The 14,249-nt window shown below is 56.8% G+C and carries 12 protein-coding genes; 10 read left to right on the forward strand and 2 right to left on the reverse strand.

The window, feature by feature from the left end; translation table 11 throughout:
• The first annotated feature begins 343 nt into the window (after positions 1 to 343).
• Positions 344 to 862, forward strand: coding sequence for an outer membrane protein OmpX (gene ompX / locus ACQG0S_RS06830; RefSeq protein WP_003858450.1), 519 nt, complete (start codon positions 344 to 346; stop codon positions 860 to 862).
• Between the two features lie 554 nt (positions 863 to 1,416).
• Here the strand turns inward: ompX and ACQG0S_RS06835 are convergent.
• Together ACQG0S_RS06835 and mntS are read right to left on the reverse strand one after the other, a co-directional pair.
• On the reverse strand, positions 1,417 to 3,000 hold the full coding sequence (locus ACQG0S_RS06835) for a phosphoethanolamine transferase (protein ID WP_022647524.1): 1,584 nt from the start codon (positions 2,998 to 3,000) through the stop codon (positions 1,417 to 1,419).
• Between the two features lie 268 nt (positions 3,001 to 3,268).
• Positions 3,269 to 3,397 carry a manganase accumulation protein MntS gene (gene mntS / locus ACQG0S_RS06840; RefSeq protein WP_022647525.1) on the reverse strand — a complete coding sequence of 43 codons (129 nt, stop codon included), beginning with the start codon at positions 3,395 to 3,397 and terminating at the stop codon, positions 3,269 to 3,271.
• A 182-nt stretch (positions 3,398 to 3,579) separates the two neighbouring features.
• Between mntS and mntR the strand changes: the two genes are divergently transcribed.
• The 9 genes from mntR (at position 3,580) to ACQG0S_RS06885 (ending at position 14,232) form a co-directional block, all read left to right on the forward strand.
• Positions 3,580 to 4,053, forward strand: a complete 474-nt coding sequence (gene mntR / locus ACQG0S_RS06845) for a manganese-binding transcriptional regulator MntR (protein ID WP_022647526.1) — start codon at positions 3,580 to 3,582, stop codon at positions 4,051 to 4,053.
• On the forward strand, positions 4,050 to 5,159 hold the full coding sequence (locus tag ACQG0S_RS06850) for an anion transporter (RefSeq protein ID WP_023299650.1): 1,110 nt from the start codon (positions 4,050 to 4,052) through the stop codon (positions 5,157 to 5,159). Before mntR ends, ACQG0S_RS06850 begins: the two co-directional genes overlap by 4 nt.
• Before the next feature lie 101 nt (positions 5,160 to 5,260).
• Positions 5,261 to 6,355 carry an HlyD family secretion protein gene (locus tag ACQG0S_RS06855; RefSeq protein WP_022647528.1) on the forward strand — a complete coding sequence of 365 codons (1,095 nt, stop codon included), beginning with the start codon at positions 5,261 to 5,263 and terminating at the stop codon, positions 6,353 to 6,355.
• Positions 6,352 to 7,923 carry a DHA2 family efflux MFS transporter permease subunit gene (locus tag ACQG0S_RS06860; protein WP_022647529.1) on the forward strand — a complete coding sequence of 524 codons (1,572 nt, stop codon included), beginning with the start codon at positions 6,352 to 6,354 and terminating at the stop codon, positions 7,921 to 7,923. Before ACQG0S_RS06855 ends, ACQG0S_RS06860 begins: the two co-directional genes overlap by 4 nt.
• Positions 7,923 to 9,446, forward strand: coding sequence for an efflux transporter outer membrane subunit (locus ACQG0S_RS06865; RefSeq protein ID WP_022647530.1), 1,524 nt, complete (start codon positions 7,923 to 7,925; stop codon positions 9,444 to 9,446). The genes ACQG0S_RS06860 and ACQG0S_RS06865 overlap by 1 nt, the downstream gene beginning before the upstream one ends.
• A gap of 102 nt (positions 9,447 to 9,548) precedes the next feature.
• Positions 9,549 to 10,589, forward strand: coding sequence for an aldo/keto reductase (locus ACQG0S_RS06870; RefSeq protein ID WP_048966423.1), 1,041 nt, complete (start codon positions 9,549 to 9,551; stop codon positions 10,587 to 10,589).
• Positions 10,590 to 10,750: 161 nt separating this feature from the next.
• On the forward strand, positions 10,751 to 12,127 hold the full coding sequence (locus ACQG0S_RS06875) for a glycoside hydrolase family 1 protein (RefSeq protein WP_426750138.1): 1,377 nt from the start codon (positions 10,751 to 10,753) through the stop codon (positions 12,125 to 12,127).
• 51 nt (positions 12,128 to 12,178) lie between these two features.
• Positions 12,179 to 13,501 (forward strand): PTS sugar transporter subunit IIC, encoded by a 1,323-nt coding sequence (locus ACQG0S_RS06880; protein ID WP_023299655.1) that lies wholly within the window; start codon positions 12,179 to 12,181, stop codon positions 13,499 to 13,501.
• 14 nt (positions 13,502 to 13,515) lie between these two features.
• A complete protein-coding gene (locus ACQG0S_RS06885; RefSeq protein WP_015571043.1) occupies positions 13,516 to 14,232 on the forward strand; it encodes a GntR family transcriptional regulator in 717 nt (238 codons plus the stop codon).
• The last annotated feature ends 17 nt before the right edge of the window (positions 14,233 to 14,249 follow it).

Consider the following 14,249-nt stretch of genomic DNA (forward strand, 5'->3'; position numbering starts at 1 on the left):
CAATTTTTGTCAAAAGAGGTAAAAGTCGCAGTGTAATGGAAATAACCTGCAACGGTTGAGCTACTGTTGAAAAAAAATCCAGGGAAAATCCGTAAAATGAGAAAACGTTGCTGATTTTATCGCCTGAAAGATTAGGAATAATCTGGATGAACTAAATGGCGATGACGCGCACTATTAGCATTTACAGGTGAAAATCTGGAGTTATTTGAACGAGATAGCTGATGCTGGAAATGTTCTGTTACAGGAAAGGTCGCATTAGACATCGTGAATGACAAAGAGTTTCACAGATTTTTTTGATATATTTAAAACTTACGGACTTACTTGAAGCACATTTGAGGTGGTTATGAAAAAAATTGCATGTCTTTCAGCACTGGCAGCTGTTCTGGCTGTTTCCGCAGGTACCGCTGTAGCGGCAACTTCAACTGTAACTGGTGGTTACGCTCAGAGCGATATGCAGGGCGTGATGAACAAAACCAACGGTTTCAACCTGAAGTACCGTTACGAGCAAGACAACAACCCGCTGGGTGTGATCGGTTCTTTCACTTACACCGAGAAAGATCGTACTGAAAATGGCTCTTACAATAAAGGTCAGTACTACGGCATCACCGCGGGTCCTGCTTACCGCCTGAATGACTGGGCAAGCATCTACGGTGTTGTAGGTGTTGGCTACGGTAAATTCCAGCAGACCGAAAACCAGGGTCTGAACCGTACTGCAAGCAACAGCGACTACGGTTTCTCCTATGGCGCAGGTATGCAGTTCAACCCAATCGAAAACGTTGCTCTGGACTTCTCCTATGAGCAGAGCCGTATCCGCAACGTTGACGTTGGCACCTGGATCGCGGGCGTAGGTTACCGCTTCTAATCACTTCGGTGAGCCAGTAAAAAATCCGCCCAATGTGGCGGATTTTTTTTGTTTGCCCCCTCTCCCCGTGGGCTGAGGGTTCCCCACAAATTAATGCGAGCACTGAGCAATCCCCTCGCCCCTCCGGGGAGAGGGTTAGGGTGAGGGGAACATACGGCGGTGGTGGTCATTCCGTTCACTTTATGTTCCTTGCTACTCTGTAACGACATGACCGGTGAACGTGCCAGGGTGGCTCAGTCGCCACCACCCTGGCGACCCGGGCTCCCGGCGGTAAATCGCCGCTTCGCGGTGCCCTCGGCTTATTCCTTCCGGCTTATCGGGTACGGGCGGAGGCAACGTCCCTGTAAAGCCGCCCTCTCGGCGCATCCCTGCGCCTCGCCCCGGCCGGAAGGCAAACGCCTCAGCGATTTACAGCCGGACCAGGGCATCGCTGACAGCCCTCAGTCATTTAGAAAGCAACTTTATTGCTTCTGCATAAAAAAATTACTGGGGATCCCTCAGCCCCGTGGGAGAGGGCCAGGGTGAGGGCATCAGCCTGCACGAGACGGCAGAGATCACTTACTCTTAATATCGAAAATATCCGTCCCCAGATGGTTATAGTCAACTTTCTGTAACCTGAAGTTGGTAATGTAAACTGGCGGGCCCTTCTTCCCGGAGATAAACGGGTAATCATTTTTTATCTCTTTCGCCTTAATCCCCGTCCACTGTGAGAAGAATTTCAGGAAATCGTTCGCGGAACGGCGCGCTTTGATGATGCGATGCGTTTTGTCATCACTCGACAGCACCATAAACGGTACCTGGAAGTTCTGCTGAAACTTGTCATCGTGGGCCAGATACTGCACCTCTTTACCGCGCTCCTTAAACGCCAGACCGTGGTCAGAGAAATAGACCATCGAGAAGCTATCGCCGCTGTTGCGCAGCTGCGCGTACAGCTTGCTGAGCAGATCGTCGGTTTGCGTCATGGTGTACAGATAACACGAGGTCTCTTTGGATTGCACAAACTCCGCATATTTTCCCCCGGTACGATCGCATGCCTGCGGGTGTGACCCCATCAGGTGCAGGACGATCAGCTGCGGCTGGGTGCGCTGAGTGGCAAAGACCTGCGCGGTCATTTTTAGCAACGCTTCATCTTTTGTGTTTTTATCGGCTTCGAAATCACCGCTTTTCAGGAACTGTACCTCGTCGGCACGCTTCGCGATGCTGGCAATGGCGGTATCATACTCGCCGATCTGCCCCTGGTTGGAGAACCACCACGTCTGAAAACCTGCCCGGTTGGCCAGGGTGACAAAATTATCCTGAAACTGCGGTTTTCCATCCACGACACGGTTGAGCGTCAGACCGAGAGATTTCTGCGTCGAGCCGCTGGCCGCCACGTAATCGGTAAACAGCGTACCGTTGACGGAGCTGGCAAACGGCGTGTTATCCCAGTGACCGCCAAACGCGCCGAGCGCATCGCGACGCGCGCTTTCACCGATCACCACCACATAGGTGTGATACTTCGGTTTCACCGCCAGCACGTTCCAGGTATCTTTCATGGTGGAAAGCTCGGCCATACGCGCCTGCTCGTCGAGCACTTCCTCGTTATTCACTACCACGTCTTTAACGAAGCGAAACACCGGATACCCGGTATCTTTAAGCTTAAACACGCCGCCCCAGGCCAGATTTTGTACCGGCGCAACAAAAAACGTCACTACGCTAAAGGCCAGGCACAGGCTTTCAATTTTACCCCATGTTTTTTTCCCGACCTGCTTACGGCGAACCGCAATCACGCCGAGAGCAAAAATGAAAAGGCCAACCACGTAGTTGTACCACGGGAAGATCGTCAGGATCTCTGTAGACTCTTCCATATTGGTGGAGTGGAGCGCCAGCAGGGTATTAAAGTTCGGCGCGCCATAGGCCTGGCCGAACGGGAAATAGGCGGCAGCCACCAGAGAACAGATCCCGATAAGCACTTTCTGCATGCGCGGTGCGCTTCGCCATAGCAGGTGAAGAATGCAGGTGAACCCGACGGCATAAAGCAGGCTAAAGGGGTAGCCAAGAGCAAAGTTAATCAACAGCGATTGCAAAAAATAAAATCCCGTCCACGGGCTTAGGGCCCGGCTGCGGGTAACAAGTGTATCAATCAGGGTTACGTTCATAGATCACTATCACGAAAACGCCATGTGCTCACCCTGGCGTCAAGGGTCAAAGCCTGCCGGACAGTGCGTGGAAAGGGAATGGAGGTCCGCTTCAGCGAGCCGCAAATTGTGCAGGGCTGCAAGAAGATAGTGCGAGCGTGAATCAAGGTCAACACTTGCTAAACAGATGTTTTGCGAAGGGGGCTGCAAATCCGCAAAAATAATCAGGAAAAAGCGAGTTTACAACGAAAGTGTGACAGGAAAATGAAGCGGCGTGCCGCGACGCCGCTTAGTGAGAAGATTTGTCGTCCTGATGCGGTTTGGCGTTAAACATATCGCACAGCATGTTCAACAGCATTAGACGCACTTTAAAAGGAGAGTGAGTAAACACGTTCATACACCTCTTGAATTCATTCATAAGACCTCCTGATTCATTATCCCTTCGATCCGTGAAGGGTGACTGCATTACATACAGATATAGCACAGGCTATATTGTATAGCTATGGCTAATTCGTTAATTTTTTGTGCTTGTAGAGCTATGGTTTACAATGTGCGCTCCGTTACAGGGCGCTGGAAGCGTCAACCCATTGAGGAAGCACAATGAACCGTCGCGCAGGTAAGCCAACAACAAAAAAAACGACGCAACTGGTGAACGTTGAAGAGCATGTGGAAGGCTTCCGTCAGGTGCGTGAGGCGCACCGCCGGGAGCTGATTGATGATTATGTCGAACTGATCTCCGATCTGATTCGTGAAGTTGGAGAAGCGCGCCAGGTGGATATGGCCGCACGCCTGGGGGTGTCGCAGCCAACCGTTGCCAAAATGTTAAAACGTCTGGCGTCGGTCGGGCTGATCGAGATGATCCCCTGGCGCGGGGTGTTTCTCACCGCTGAAGGCGAAAAGCTGGCGCAGGAGAGCCGCGAGCGCCATCAGATCGTCGAGAATTTTTTACTGGTGCTGGGCGTCAGCCCGGAAATTGCCCGTCGGGATGCCGAAGGTATGGAACACCACGTCAGCGAAGAGACGCTGGTGAAGTTCCGCGAATTTACGCTCAAATATGGCCCCGCCGCTGAATGAACATCCCCGGCTTGCAGGCCCTGAAACGCGATCGTTTTTTCCATCTTTTACTTATCACTGGCGTTGGGCTCAGCGTCTTTGTTCCCTTCACGCCGCACACCTGGCCGGCGGCCATAGACTGGCGCACCATTATTACCCTGAGCGGTTTGATGATGCTCACCAAAGGCGTGGAGCTGAGCGGCTATTTTGACGTGCTGGGGCGCAAAATGGTGCGCCGCTTCGCCACCGAGCGCAAACTGGCTCTGTTCATGGTCTTTTCGGCGGCGCTGCTGTCGACGTTCCTCACTAATGACGTAGCGCTGTTTATCGTGGTGCCGCTTACGCTCACGCTGCGTAAGCTGTGCGAAATACCGGTTACCCGTCTGATTATCTTTGAAGCGCTGGCCGTCAATGCAGGCTCGCTGCTCACGCCGATCGGTAACCCGCAGAACATTCTGCTGTGGGGACGCTCCGGCCTGTCGTTTACCGCATTTACCTGGCAGATGGCGCCGCTGGCGCTGGCGATCGTGGCGACGCTGCTGGTGGTGGGCTGGTTTGCTTTCCCGAATAAATCGTTGCAGTACCACAGCGGTACCACCGGCCCCCAGTGGCAGCCGCGTCTCGTCTGGAGCTGCCTGGGACTGTATATCGTTTTCATTACCGCGCTGGAGTTAAACCAGGCGCTGGCGGGCGCGCTGCTGGTGGCGTGTGGCTTCCTGTTCCTCGCCCGGCGGGTGCTGGTGAGCGTTGACTGGACGCTGCTGCTGGTGTTTATGGCGATGTTTATTGACGTCCATCTACTGATCCAGCTCCCGGTATTGCAGACCGTTCTCCATAGCGTCAGCGGTCTGTCGCAGCCGGGACTATGGCTGACGGCGATTGGTCTCTCGCAGGTGATCAGTAACGTGCCGTCCACCATTTTGCTGCTTAACTATGTTCCCCCAACGGTACTGCTGGCGTGGGCGGTCAACGTCGGCGGCTTTGGGCTGCTGCCCGGCTCGCTGGCCAACCTCATCGCCCTGCGGATGGCCAACGATCGCCGCATCTGGTGGCGCTTCCATTTATGGTCAATCCCGATGCTGCTCTGGTCTGCGGCGGTCGGTTTCGGACTATTCCTTCTCATATAGTGCGCAATTTGTCAGTTTTTCCTGGCAAATGTATAGCAACGTCCTAGCTTTAGTGAACGGCATAGTGTGATGCCGCTCACTGACAGGACCGTTGCTGAACTATGGCAGAAGATCAAAATCCACCTGCTGACGAGCAGGATCAAAACAATAACGAGCGCAAGCGCCCGGGCAAAAAACCGTTAATTATCCTTGGCATCGTGGTCATCGTGATGGTGATTGTGGCGCTGGTCTGGTGGTTTTTGACCCGTAACGAAGAGACCACCGACGACGCCTTCACCGACGGCGACGTAGTGACCATTGCCCCAAAAACGGCAGGCTACGTTACCGAACTTCGCGTGCGGGATAACCAGCGTGTAAAGAAAGGGGATGTGCTGGTGGTGATCGATCCGCGTGATACCACCGCCCAGCGCGATCAGGCTCAGGCCCAGCTTGGGCTGGCGGTTGCGCAGTTGCATCAGGCGCAGGCGCAGCTGGCGCTCTCGAAGGTGCAATATCCCGCCCAGCGCGATGAAGCCAAAGCCCAGGTACTGAAAGCCCAGGCGGATATGGCCAACGCTCAGGCGGAGTACCGCCGTCAGCGCGGCGTTGACCCCCGCGCGACCACACAACAAAGCATCGATGCCGCGAACGCTCAACTGCGGAGTGCACAGGCGGGTCTGGCCAGCGCGCAGGCGCAGCTGGAGGTGGCGGAGCAGGTCCAGCTGCAAATCCGCCAGCAGGAGACTAACGTCGAAGCCCGCGAACGCCAGGTCGATCAGGCCAGAGCGCAGCTGGAAACCGCCAACCTGAACCTCTCTTATACCGAAGTCCGCGCCCCGTTCGACGGTTTCGTCACCAAACGCAACGTCCAGCCCGGTACGCTGGTGCAGGCCGGCACGGCGCTGTTCTCGCTGGTTTCCCCGAACGTGTGGGTGGTGGCGAACTTCAAGGAGTCGCAGCTTGAGCGTATGAAGCCGGGCGACAAAGTGACCGTGTCCGTCGATGCCTGGCCGGATATGGCGCTCGAAGGCCATATTGACAGCATCCAGCAGGGCAGCGGCTCGCGCTTCTCCGCCTTCCCGTCGGAAAACGCCACCGGTAACTTTGTGAAGATCGTTCAGCGCGTGCCGGTGAAAATCGTCATTGATAAGGGGCTGGATCCGAACAAACCGCTGCCGCTGGGGCTGTCGGTTGAACCGAAGGTCACCGTGGAATGACGGACAGCAGCCACGAAAACTGGAAGCCCGCCAGTAACCCGTGGGCGGTGGCGATTGTGGTCACCCTGGCGGTGTTTATGGAAATTCTGGACACCACCATCGTCAACGTGGCGCTGCCCCACGTCGCGGGGTCGCTCTCGGCCAGCTATGACGAATCCACCTGGGTGCTCACCAGCTACCTGGTGGCGAACGGCATCGTGCTGCCGATCTCGGCCTTCCTGAGCCGGCTGTTTGGCCGCAAGCAGTTCTTCCTGATCTGCATTGTGATGTTCACCATCTGCTCGTTCCTGTGCGGCATCGCCACCGAGCTTTGGCAAATCATCCTGTTCCGTGTGATGCAGGGCTTTTTTGGCGGCGGGTTGCAGCCCACGCAGCAATCGGTGCTGCTCGATTACTTCAAGCCGGAGGACAGGGGCAAAGCCTTTGGCCTTTCATCCATTGCCATTATCGTTGCGCCGGTACTTGGCCCGACGCTGGGAGGCTGGATCACCGATAACTACTCCTGGCGCTGGGTGTTCTTTATCAATATTCCGGTAGGGATTGTGACGGTGCTGGCCATCTATCAGCTGCTGGAAGATCCGCCGTGGGAGAAAAAGTCGGAAGAGAAGCTCACCGTCGACTGGACGGGGATCGGCCTGATCGCTCTCGGACTTGGCTGTTTGCAGGTGATGCTCGACCGGGGCGAAGATGATGACTGGTTCTATTCGAACTTTATCCGCACCTTCGCGGTACTGACGCTGGTCGGCATTATCGGCGCGATCTACTGGCTGATGTATGCCAAAAAGCCGGTGGTGGATCTGCACTGTATGAAGGATCGCAACTTTGCGATCTCCAGCCTGCTGATGGCGGGGATGGCGATGATCCTCTACGGCAGTTCGGTGGTTATTCCGCAACTGGCGCAGCAGGATTTGGGCTATACCGCCACCTGGTCCGGGCTGGTGCTCTCGCCCGGCGCGGTGCTGATTGTGCTGACTATTCCGCTGGTACTGAAGCTGATGCCGGTGGTGCAGACGCGCTGGATCATCGCCTTCGGCTTTACCTGCCTGGCGGTGTCGTTCTTCTGGTCCCGGACGCTGACGCCGGATATCGATTTCGAAACGCTGGTGCTGTTTCGCAGCGCCCAGTCGATTGGACTCGGGTTCCTGTTTGTGCCCCTCACCACCATCGCCTTTATCTCGATCCCGAGGCGGCTTAACGCCGACGCGGCGGCGCTGTTTACCATGTTCCGCAACGTGGCCGGCTCGATTGGGATTTCGCTCTCGACGGCGGCGATCACCGAGCGCTCGCAGGCGCACAGCGCGCATCTGGCTTACCACGCTTCGCCGTTTAATGAGCAGTTCCAGCTGGCGATACGCGAAAGCGCCCAGGCGATCCAGAACTTCACCACTCAGGTGGGCGATCCGACCGGCATTGCCACCGGGCGGATGTACCAGACCATGATCGAGCAGTCGCGCTTTCTGGCCTACATTGACGTCTTCACCATTCTGAGCGCGGTGGCCTTCTTACTGATTCCGTTTTGTTTGTTGCTCTCGCCGGTTAAGAGCGAGGGGAGTGCAGGAGCACACTGATGATACACAGACGTTTACACCCCCTGATGATAATGATGCTGCTGGTGGGCTGCGCCGTCGGGCCGGACTACCAACAGCCTGCACCGCCCGCCACCACGCACTGGAACGATAAGGGCGACGGCGCGGTGAAATCACAAACGTCCTCCGCGGCAACTAACCCGCGCTGGTGGAAAACTTTCGGCTCGCCGCAGCTCGACAGCCTGATTGAACGCGCCATCGCCGGAAATCTGACGCTACAGCAAACGGTATTGCGCATTGCCGGCGCGCGCGAACAGATTAACCAGGCCGGCGGGGCATTTTTCCCGTCGGTGAATGGCAATGTGCAGGCGACGCGCCAGCAGCTTGGGCTGGAAGGGGAGCTGAAATCCCACGGCGTGTATGACCAGTTGAGTAATGTCGATCCGCAGCTGCGAAGCGCGTTAGGCCCGCTGACGCAGCCGATTAACCTCTATCAGGGCAGCTTCGACGCTCAGTGGGAAATCGACCTGTGGGGCAAGGTGCGCCGTCAGGTAGAAGCGGCCGAGGCGCAGCAGCGGGCGGCGATCGAGCAGCGTAACGATGCGCTGGTCTCGCTGGAAGCCGAAGTGGCGCGGGCGTGGCTACAGCTGCGAGGAGCGCAGAGCATCATTGCCACGCTTAATACGCAAATTGAAAGCGCGCAGCAGACGCTGGATCTGACCGAAAGCCGCCAGCGGGGCGGGCTGTCACCGCAGATGGACGTAGAAAACGCCCGGGCGCAGCTGGGCAATCTTGAAGCCCAATTGCCGCAGTATCAGGCGCAGGAACGCCAGGCGATGAACGGGCTGGCCATCCTGCTCGGCAAACCGCCGGGGGCGCTGGATGCCGAATTACAATCCGTGCAGCCGATGCCAGCGTTGCCGGATATTGTGCAAACCGGCATTCCGTCAACGCTGGCGCGTCGGCGCCCGGACGTGCGCGAAGCTGAGGCGAACCTCCATGCCGCCACGGCGCAAATTGGCGTCTCGGTAGCCGAACTGTTCCCAAGCTTCACCCTCTCCGGGCAGTTTGGCCTGCGTAACAGCGAATCCGGCTGGCTGACCGACTGGAGCAGCCACTTTTACAGCTTCGGTCCGCAGGTCTCCATCCCCATCTTCCAGGGCGGTCGGCTGGTCTCCAGCGTCAAGGTGGCCCGCGCACAGCAAGGGGCGGCGGTGCTGGACTACCGTCAGACGGTGCTGACGGCGCTCGGCGACGTTGAAAACGCGCTGGTGAGCTATCGCACTGACCAGCAGCGTGAGGCGGGCCTGGCGAAAACCATCGACGCGCTGCAAAACGCTTTTGATCTCGCCAGCGACAGCTACCGGCAGGGGATCGCCAGTTTTATTGACGTGCTGGACGCCCAGCGTCAGCTCGCTCAGGCCGAACAGCAGCGGGCGCAGGCGCAGGTGCAGAGCGCGCTTGACCTGGTGGCGCTCTACAAAGCCCTCGGCGGCGGCTGGGAGCCGTATCAGCAGGTTCAGCTGCCAGACTACAGCGTCTTTGGCGATGCCCCGCGCGGATAGATTCAGAGGATTGGGCAAGAAACGGACAGGAACGCCACATTCGCGATGGCTGGGGGGCGGGTATAACTAACAGACACCCAATCGACATGCGAGGAAAGCGTTATGCGTTATCAAAAACTGGGCAATACCGGACTGTTTGTTTCTGAACTCTGCCTCGGCACCATGACCTTCGGCGGCGAGGGCGGCATGTGGGGCAAGATTGGCCAGCTTAGGCAAAACGAAGCCGAGCAGCTGGTGGGCCGCGCGCTGGACGCGGGCATCAACTTTATCGACACTGCCGACGTCTATTCGGAAGGACGCTCGGAGGAGATCCTCGGGCAGGCGCTGAAAAACCTGAACGTTCCACGTGAAAACGTGGTGGTCGCCACAAAGGTGTTTGGTGAAACGGGCACGGCGGGAGTGAACTCACGCGGCGGCTCGCGCTATCACATTATCGACAGCGTAAAGAACAGCCTGCGCCGCCTGCAGCTCGATCATATCGATCTCTATCAGCTGCACGGTTTCGACCCCGCGACCCCCATTGAGGAGACGCTTTACGCACTGGATAACCTTGTGCAGCACGGTCACGTGCGATACATCGGCGTCTCGAACTGGACTGCGTGGCAGATTGCCAAAGCGCTCGGTATTTCTGAACGTCTTGGGCTGGCGCGTTTCGCATCGTTGCAGGCGTATTACACCATTGCCGGACGTGACCTGGAGCGCGAGCTGGTGCCGATGATGCAGAGCGAAGGCGTCGGATTGATGGTCTGGAGCCCGCTGGCGGGCGGCCTGCTGAGCGGAAAATACGGTCGTGACGGGCAGAGCGAAACCGGAGGCCGCCGTCTGGAATTTGACTTCCCGCCGGTGAATAAAGATCGCGCCTTCGACTGCGTGGATGTAATGCGCGTCATTGCCGAGCGTAAGGGCGTCTCCGTGGCGCAAATCGCGCTGGCATGGCTGCTGCATCAAAAAGCGGTGACCAGCGTCATTATTGGTGCGAAACGCGTCGATCAGCTGGACGATAATATTGCCGCCACCGGGATCAGCTTAAGCGAAGACGAGCTTAAACAGCTTGATGCCGTCAGCGCGCTGCCGCGCGAATATCCAGGCTGGATGCTGGAGCGGCAGGGGGAATACCGTCGTAGTCAGCTCGCGCAGCAGTAACCTTCCTTTTCCCCGGTGGCGCTTCGCTTACCGGGGCTACTATCTCTGGTCTTTATTTCAACCCACCTCACAAAAAATGCTCCTTCTCTTTGCCTGATGTTTCATCTCGATCTATATGACTAGTCATGAAATTTAAATGACTAGTCATATAGGGAGAGACCATGAACAAATCACTGCAAGCCAACTTTTTATGGGGCAACTCGGTATCCAGCATGCAGACGGAAGGGGCATGGAATGAGGGCGGGAAGGGGATGTCGGTATATGACATTCGGGAAGCAGGAGAAAACATCTCCGACTGGAAAGTGGCGACCGACTCCTACCACCGCTACCGGGAAGATTTCGATCTGATGCAGGATCTGGGCATGAACTGCTACCGCTTCCAGATCTCCTGGAGCCGCGTCTGCCCGCAGGGTGACGGCGAGTTCAACGCCGAAGGTATCGCGTTTTACGACCGCTTTATTAACGATCTGCTCGCCCGCGGTATTGAGCCGATGGTCTGCCTCTACCACTTCGATATGCCGCTGGCGCTGGCGCAGGAGTACAACGGCTTCAACGACCGCCGGGTGATGGAGGCCTTTATCCGCTACGGCAAGAAGATGATCGACTGCTACGGCGATCGCGTGAAGTACTGGCTGACCTTCAACGAGCAGAACATTTTCCATATGCCGGAAGCTTTTCGCATTTCCGGTTACATGAAAGGCGAGCAAACCCTGCGCGAGCTGTATGAGCTTCAGCACCATGCGATGGTGGCGCACATGACTCTGACCGAATACCTGCACCAGACTAAGCCAGGCAAGCTGATGGGCGGCATGCTGGCGCACCAGCTGATTTATCCAGCCACCTGCAAACCGCGCGATATCTTCTGCGCCCAGCAGTACGACGAATTCCTCAACCAGAACCTGCTGCGCGTCTTCGCGGGACAGGGCTACAGCCCGGCGGTGATGGCGGTGGTGGAGCAGGAGGGCTTGGGTGATATCTACCGCGCAGACGATCTCGCGCTGTTTGCGCGCACGAAGAACGACTTTATGGCCTTCAGCTATTACGCCAGCAAAACGCTGGACAGCGATGCCATCCCGGAAGGCACGCCGGTGAACCATTACCTGCTGCATGGCGAGAAAAATAACCCGTACCTGAAAGCCACCGAGTGGAACTGGCAGATCGACCCGCTGGGCTTTCGCACCATCATCACCCGCTATGCCAACGACTGGCGGATGCCGGTATTCCCGATTGAAAACGGCATCGGCGTGATCGAGTCCTGGGACGGGGTAAACCCGATCGAGGACACCTACCGCATCGACTACCACCGGGCGCACATCGAGGCGATGAAAGCGGCAATATTCGAGGACGGGGCAGAGGTAATGGGCTACCTCGGCTGGGGCTTAATCGACATTCTCAGCTCGCAGGGTGACATGCGTAAGCGCTACGGCGTGGTCTACGTCAACCGTGAAAATCACGACCTGAAAGACCTTAAGCGCGTGCCGAAGAAGAGCTACGCGTGGTTAAAACAGGTTATCCATACTAACGGACGCGAGATGTAAGCCGTACGCTGCCGGGCCGTTTTTGTGACTGATTGATGGGAATACTCCGCTATGTCTGAAACAAAAATAACACCGCACATGCAGTCTTTTGTCGATAAATTTGTTGAGTTCTCGGCGCGCCTGGCAAACCAGGTGCATCTTCGCTCCCTGCGCGACGCTTTCGCCACGGTGATGCCGATTTTCATCCTCGCCGGTCTGGCGGTGCTGGTGAACAACGTCGTGTTTCCATGGGTGCTGGAAGGCGACACGCTCACGCAGTTTAAGGTGTGGGGCGAGGCGATTATCAACGGCACGCTTAACATCGCCGCGCTGCTGCTGGCGCCGATGATCGCCTGGTCGCTGGCGCGTAACAAAGATTTCGACAATCCGGTCTCGGCAGTGGTTATCGCCGTCAGCAGCTTCATCATCATGATGCCGATGCGCTTACAGATTACGCCTGTCGGCAGCGACGCCACGGTGAACGTCACCCAGGTGCTGACGTTCGCCAATATCGGCTCCACCGGCATTTTCGCCGGGGTGCTGATTGGGCTGCTCTCAACCGAGCTGTTTATCGCCATTTCACGGCTGAAGGCGCTGCACATTTCGCTGGGGGAGAACGTGCCTCCGGCGGTGAGCAAATCCTTTACCGCGCTGATCCCGACAATCCTCACGCTCTCCCTGTTTGCGGTGCTGGCGGCCATACTGGCGAACGTGCTGCATACGGATCTGATCCATCTCATTACGACATTCATTCAGCAGCCGCTGCGGCTGATCAACACCAGTCTGCCCGGGACGATCTTCATTTACAGCTTCGGTAACTTCCTGTTCACGCTCGGTATTCATCAGTCGGTAGTCAACAGCGTGGTGCTGGAGCCGTTTCTGCTGATCAACACCAACGAGAACATGCTGGCCTTTGCCAACGGCCAGCCGATCCCACACATCATCAACAACATTTTTGTGCCGACCTTTGGCATGGTGGGCGGGACGGGCAGCACTATCTCATTGCTGATCGCTATCTTCATCTTCTCAAGACAGAAATCAGCGAAGCAGGTGGCGCGTCTGTCACTGGCGCCGGGTCTGTTCAACATCAACGAGCCGGTGATTTTCGGCCTGCCGATTGTCTTTAACCTGCCGCTGATGATCCCGTTTGTGCTGCTGCCCGCTATCGGGATTTACTTTGCGTGGCTCTGTACCACGCTGGGGCTCATGTCGCGCTGCGTGGTGATGATCCCGTGGACGACCCCGCCGATCCTCAGCGCCTGGCTGGCGACGGCGGGGGACTGGCGGGCGGTGGTGGTGCAGTTGGCAATCATCGTATTTGGTGTATTCTTCTACCTGCCTTTCCTCAAGGTGGCCGAGCGAGTGGCCGTGAAAAACAGCGGGACAGAAAACTAATTTAAGGAAGGAAGATGGCGGCGAAGTACATCACCATAGCGCGGGAAATTAAGAAACGCATTATTACCCAGCAGTACGCCGCCAATGAACCGTTGCCGGACCAGTTCGCGCTGGCGGCGGAATTCAGCACCAGCCGGATGACCATTCAGCAGGCGATGCGTCAGCTGATCGTAGAAGGGCTGGTCTATACCCGGCAGGGACAGGGCACGTTCATCCGCAAAAATTTCCTCCAGCTTTCCCAGTGGGATCTCTCCGGCAGCGACTACTTTGGGGCGACCAAAACCTGGGAACATTTAGGCACGGTGACGAGCCAGGTGGTGCACTTCGAACTTCGCTTCCCGAACGAGAAAGAGCAGGCCTCGCTGATGATAAATCCGGATACGCCGATCTATGACTTCATCCGTCTGCGTTTACTCAACGGTGAGCCGATGTCCCTGGACGCCACGGTGATGCCGCTCAATCTGGTGCCCGGCCTGAACAAAACCCATCTTGAAAGTTCGGTATTCCGGTATGTGCAGGAGACGCTGGGGCTGAAGATCATGGGATCGTATCGTGTGGTGCGGGCGCTGAAGCCCAGTGCGCTGGATATGCAGCATCTGGTCTGTGAGCCAACCGACCCGGTGCTGGAGGTCGAGCAGGTGATCTATCTGGAAGATGGTACGCCGCTGGAGTACGCCCATTGTCACTATCGCTATGACCATGGCGGCATCGTTATTGTGAATAACGGATAAAAAAAAGCGGGCCTCGA

This window comes from Enterobacter cloacae complex sp. 418I7, assembly GCF_050030705.1.
In the GTDB taxonomy this organism is placed as follows: Bacteria; Pseudomonadota; Gammaproteobacteria; order Enterobacterales; family Enterobacteriaceae; genus Enterobacter; species Enterobacter intestinihominis.

What these genes read in the sequence shown, in the direction of transcription:
- ompX (WP_003858450.1), top strand. Translation starts at nt 344, where the DNA reads ATGAAAAAAATTGCATGTCTTTCAGCACTGGCAGCTGTTCTGGCTGTT.
- ACQG0S_RS06835 (WP_022647524.1), bottom strand. Translation starts at nt 3,000, where the DNA reads ATGAACGTAACCCTGATTGATACACTTGTTACCCGCAGCCGGGCCCTA.
- mntS (WP_022647525.1), bottom strand. Translation starts at nt 3,397, where the DNA reads ATGAATGAATTCAAGAGGTGTATGAACGTGTTTACTCACTCTCCTTTT.
- mntR (WP_022647526.1), top strand. Translation starts at nt 3,580, where the DNA reads ATGAACCGTCGCGCAGGTAAGCCAACAACAAAAAAAACGACGCAACTG.
- ACQG0S_RS06850 (WP_023299650.1), top strand. Translation starts at nt 4,050, where the DNA reads ATGAACATCCCCGGCTTGCAGGCCCTGAAACGCGATCGTTTTTTCCAT.
- ACQG0S_RS06855 (WP_022647528.1), top strand. Translation starts at nt 5,261, where the DNA reads ATGGCAGAAGATCAAAATCCACCTGCTGACGAGCAGGATCAAAACAAT.
- ACQG0S_RS06860 (WP_022647529.1), top strand. Translation starts at nt 6,352, where the DNA reads ATGACGGACAGCAGCCACGAAAACTGGAAGCCCGCCAGTAACCCGTGG.
- ACQG0S_RS06865 (WP_022647530.1), top strand. Translation starts at nt 7,923, where the DNA reads ATGATACACAGACGTTTACACCCCCTGATGATAATGATGCTGCTGGTG.
- ACQG0S_RS06870 (WP_048966423.1), top strand. Translation starts at nt 9,549, where the DNA reads ATGCGTTATCAAAAACTGGGCAATACCGGACTGTTTGTTTCTGAACTC.
- ACQG0S_RS06875 (WP_426750138.1), top strand. Translation starts at nt 10,751, where the DNA reads ATGAACAAATCACTGCAAGCCAACTTTTTATGGGGCAACTCGGTATCC.
- ACQG0S_RS06880 (WP_023299655.1), top strand. Translation starts at nt 12,179, where the DNA reads ATGTCTGAAACAAAAATAACACCGCACATGCAGTCTTTTGTCGATAAA.
- ACQG0S_RS06885 (WP_015571043.1), top strand. Translation starts at nt 13,516, where the DNA reads ATGGCGGCGAAGTACATCACCATAGCGCGGGAAATTAAGAAACGCATT.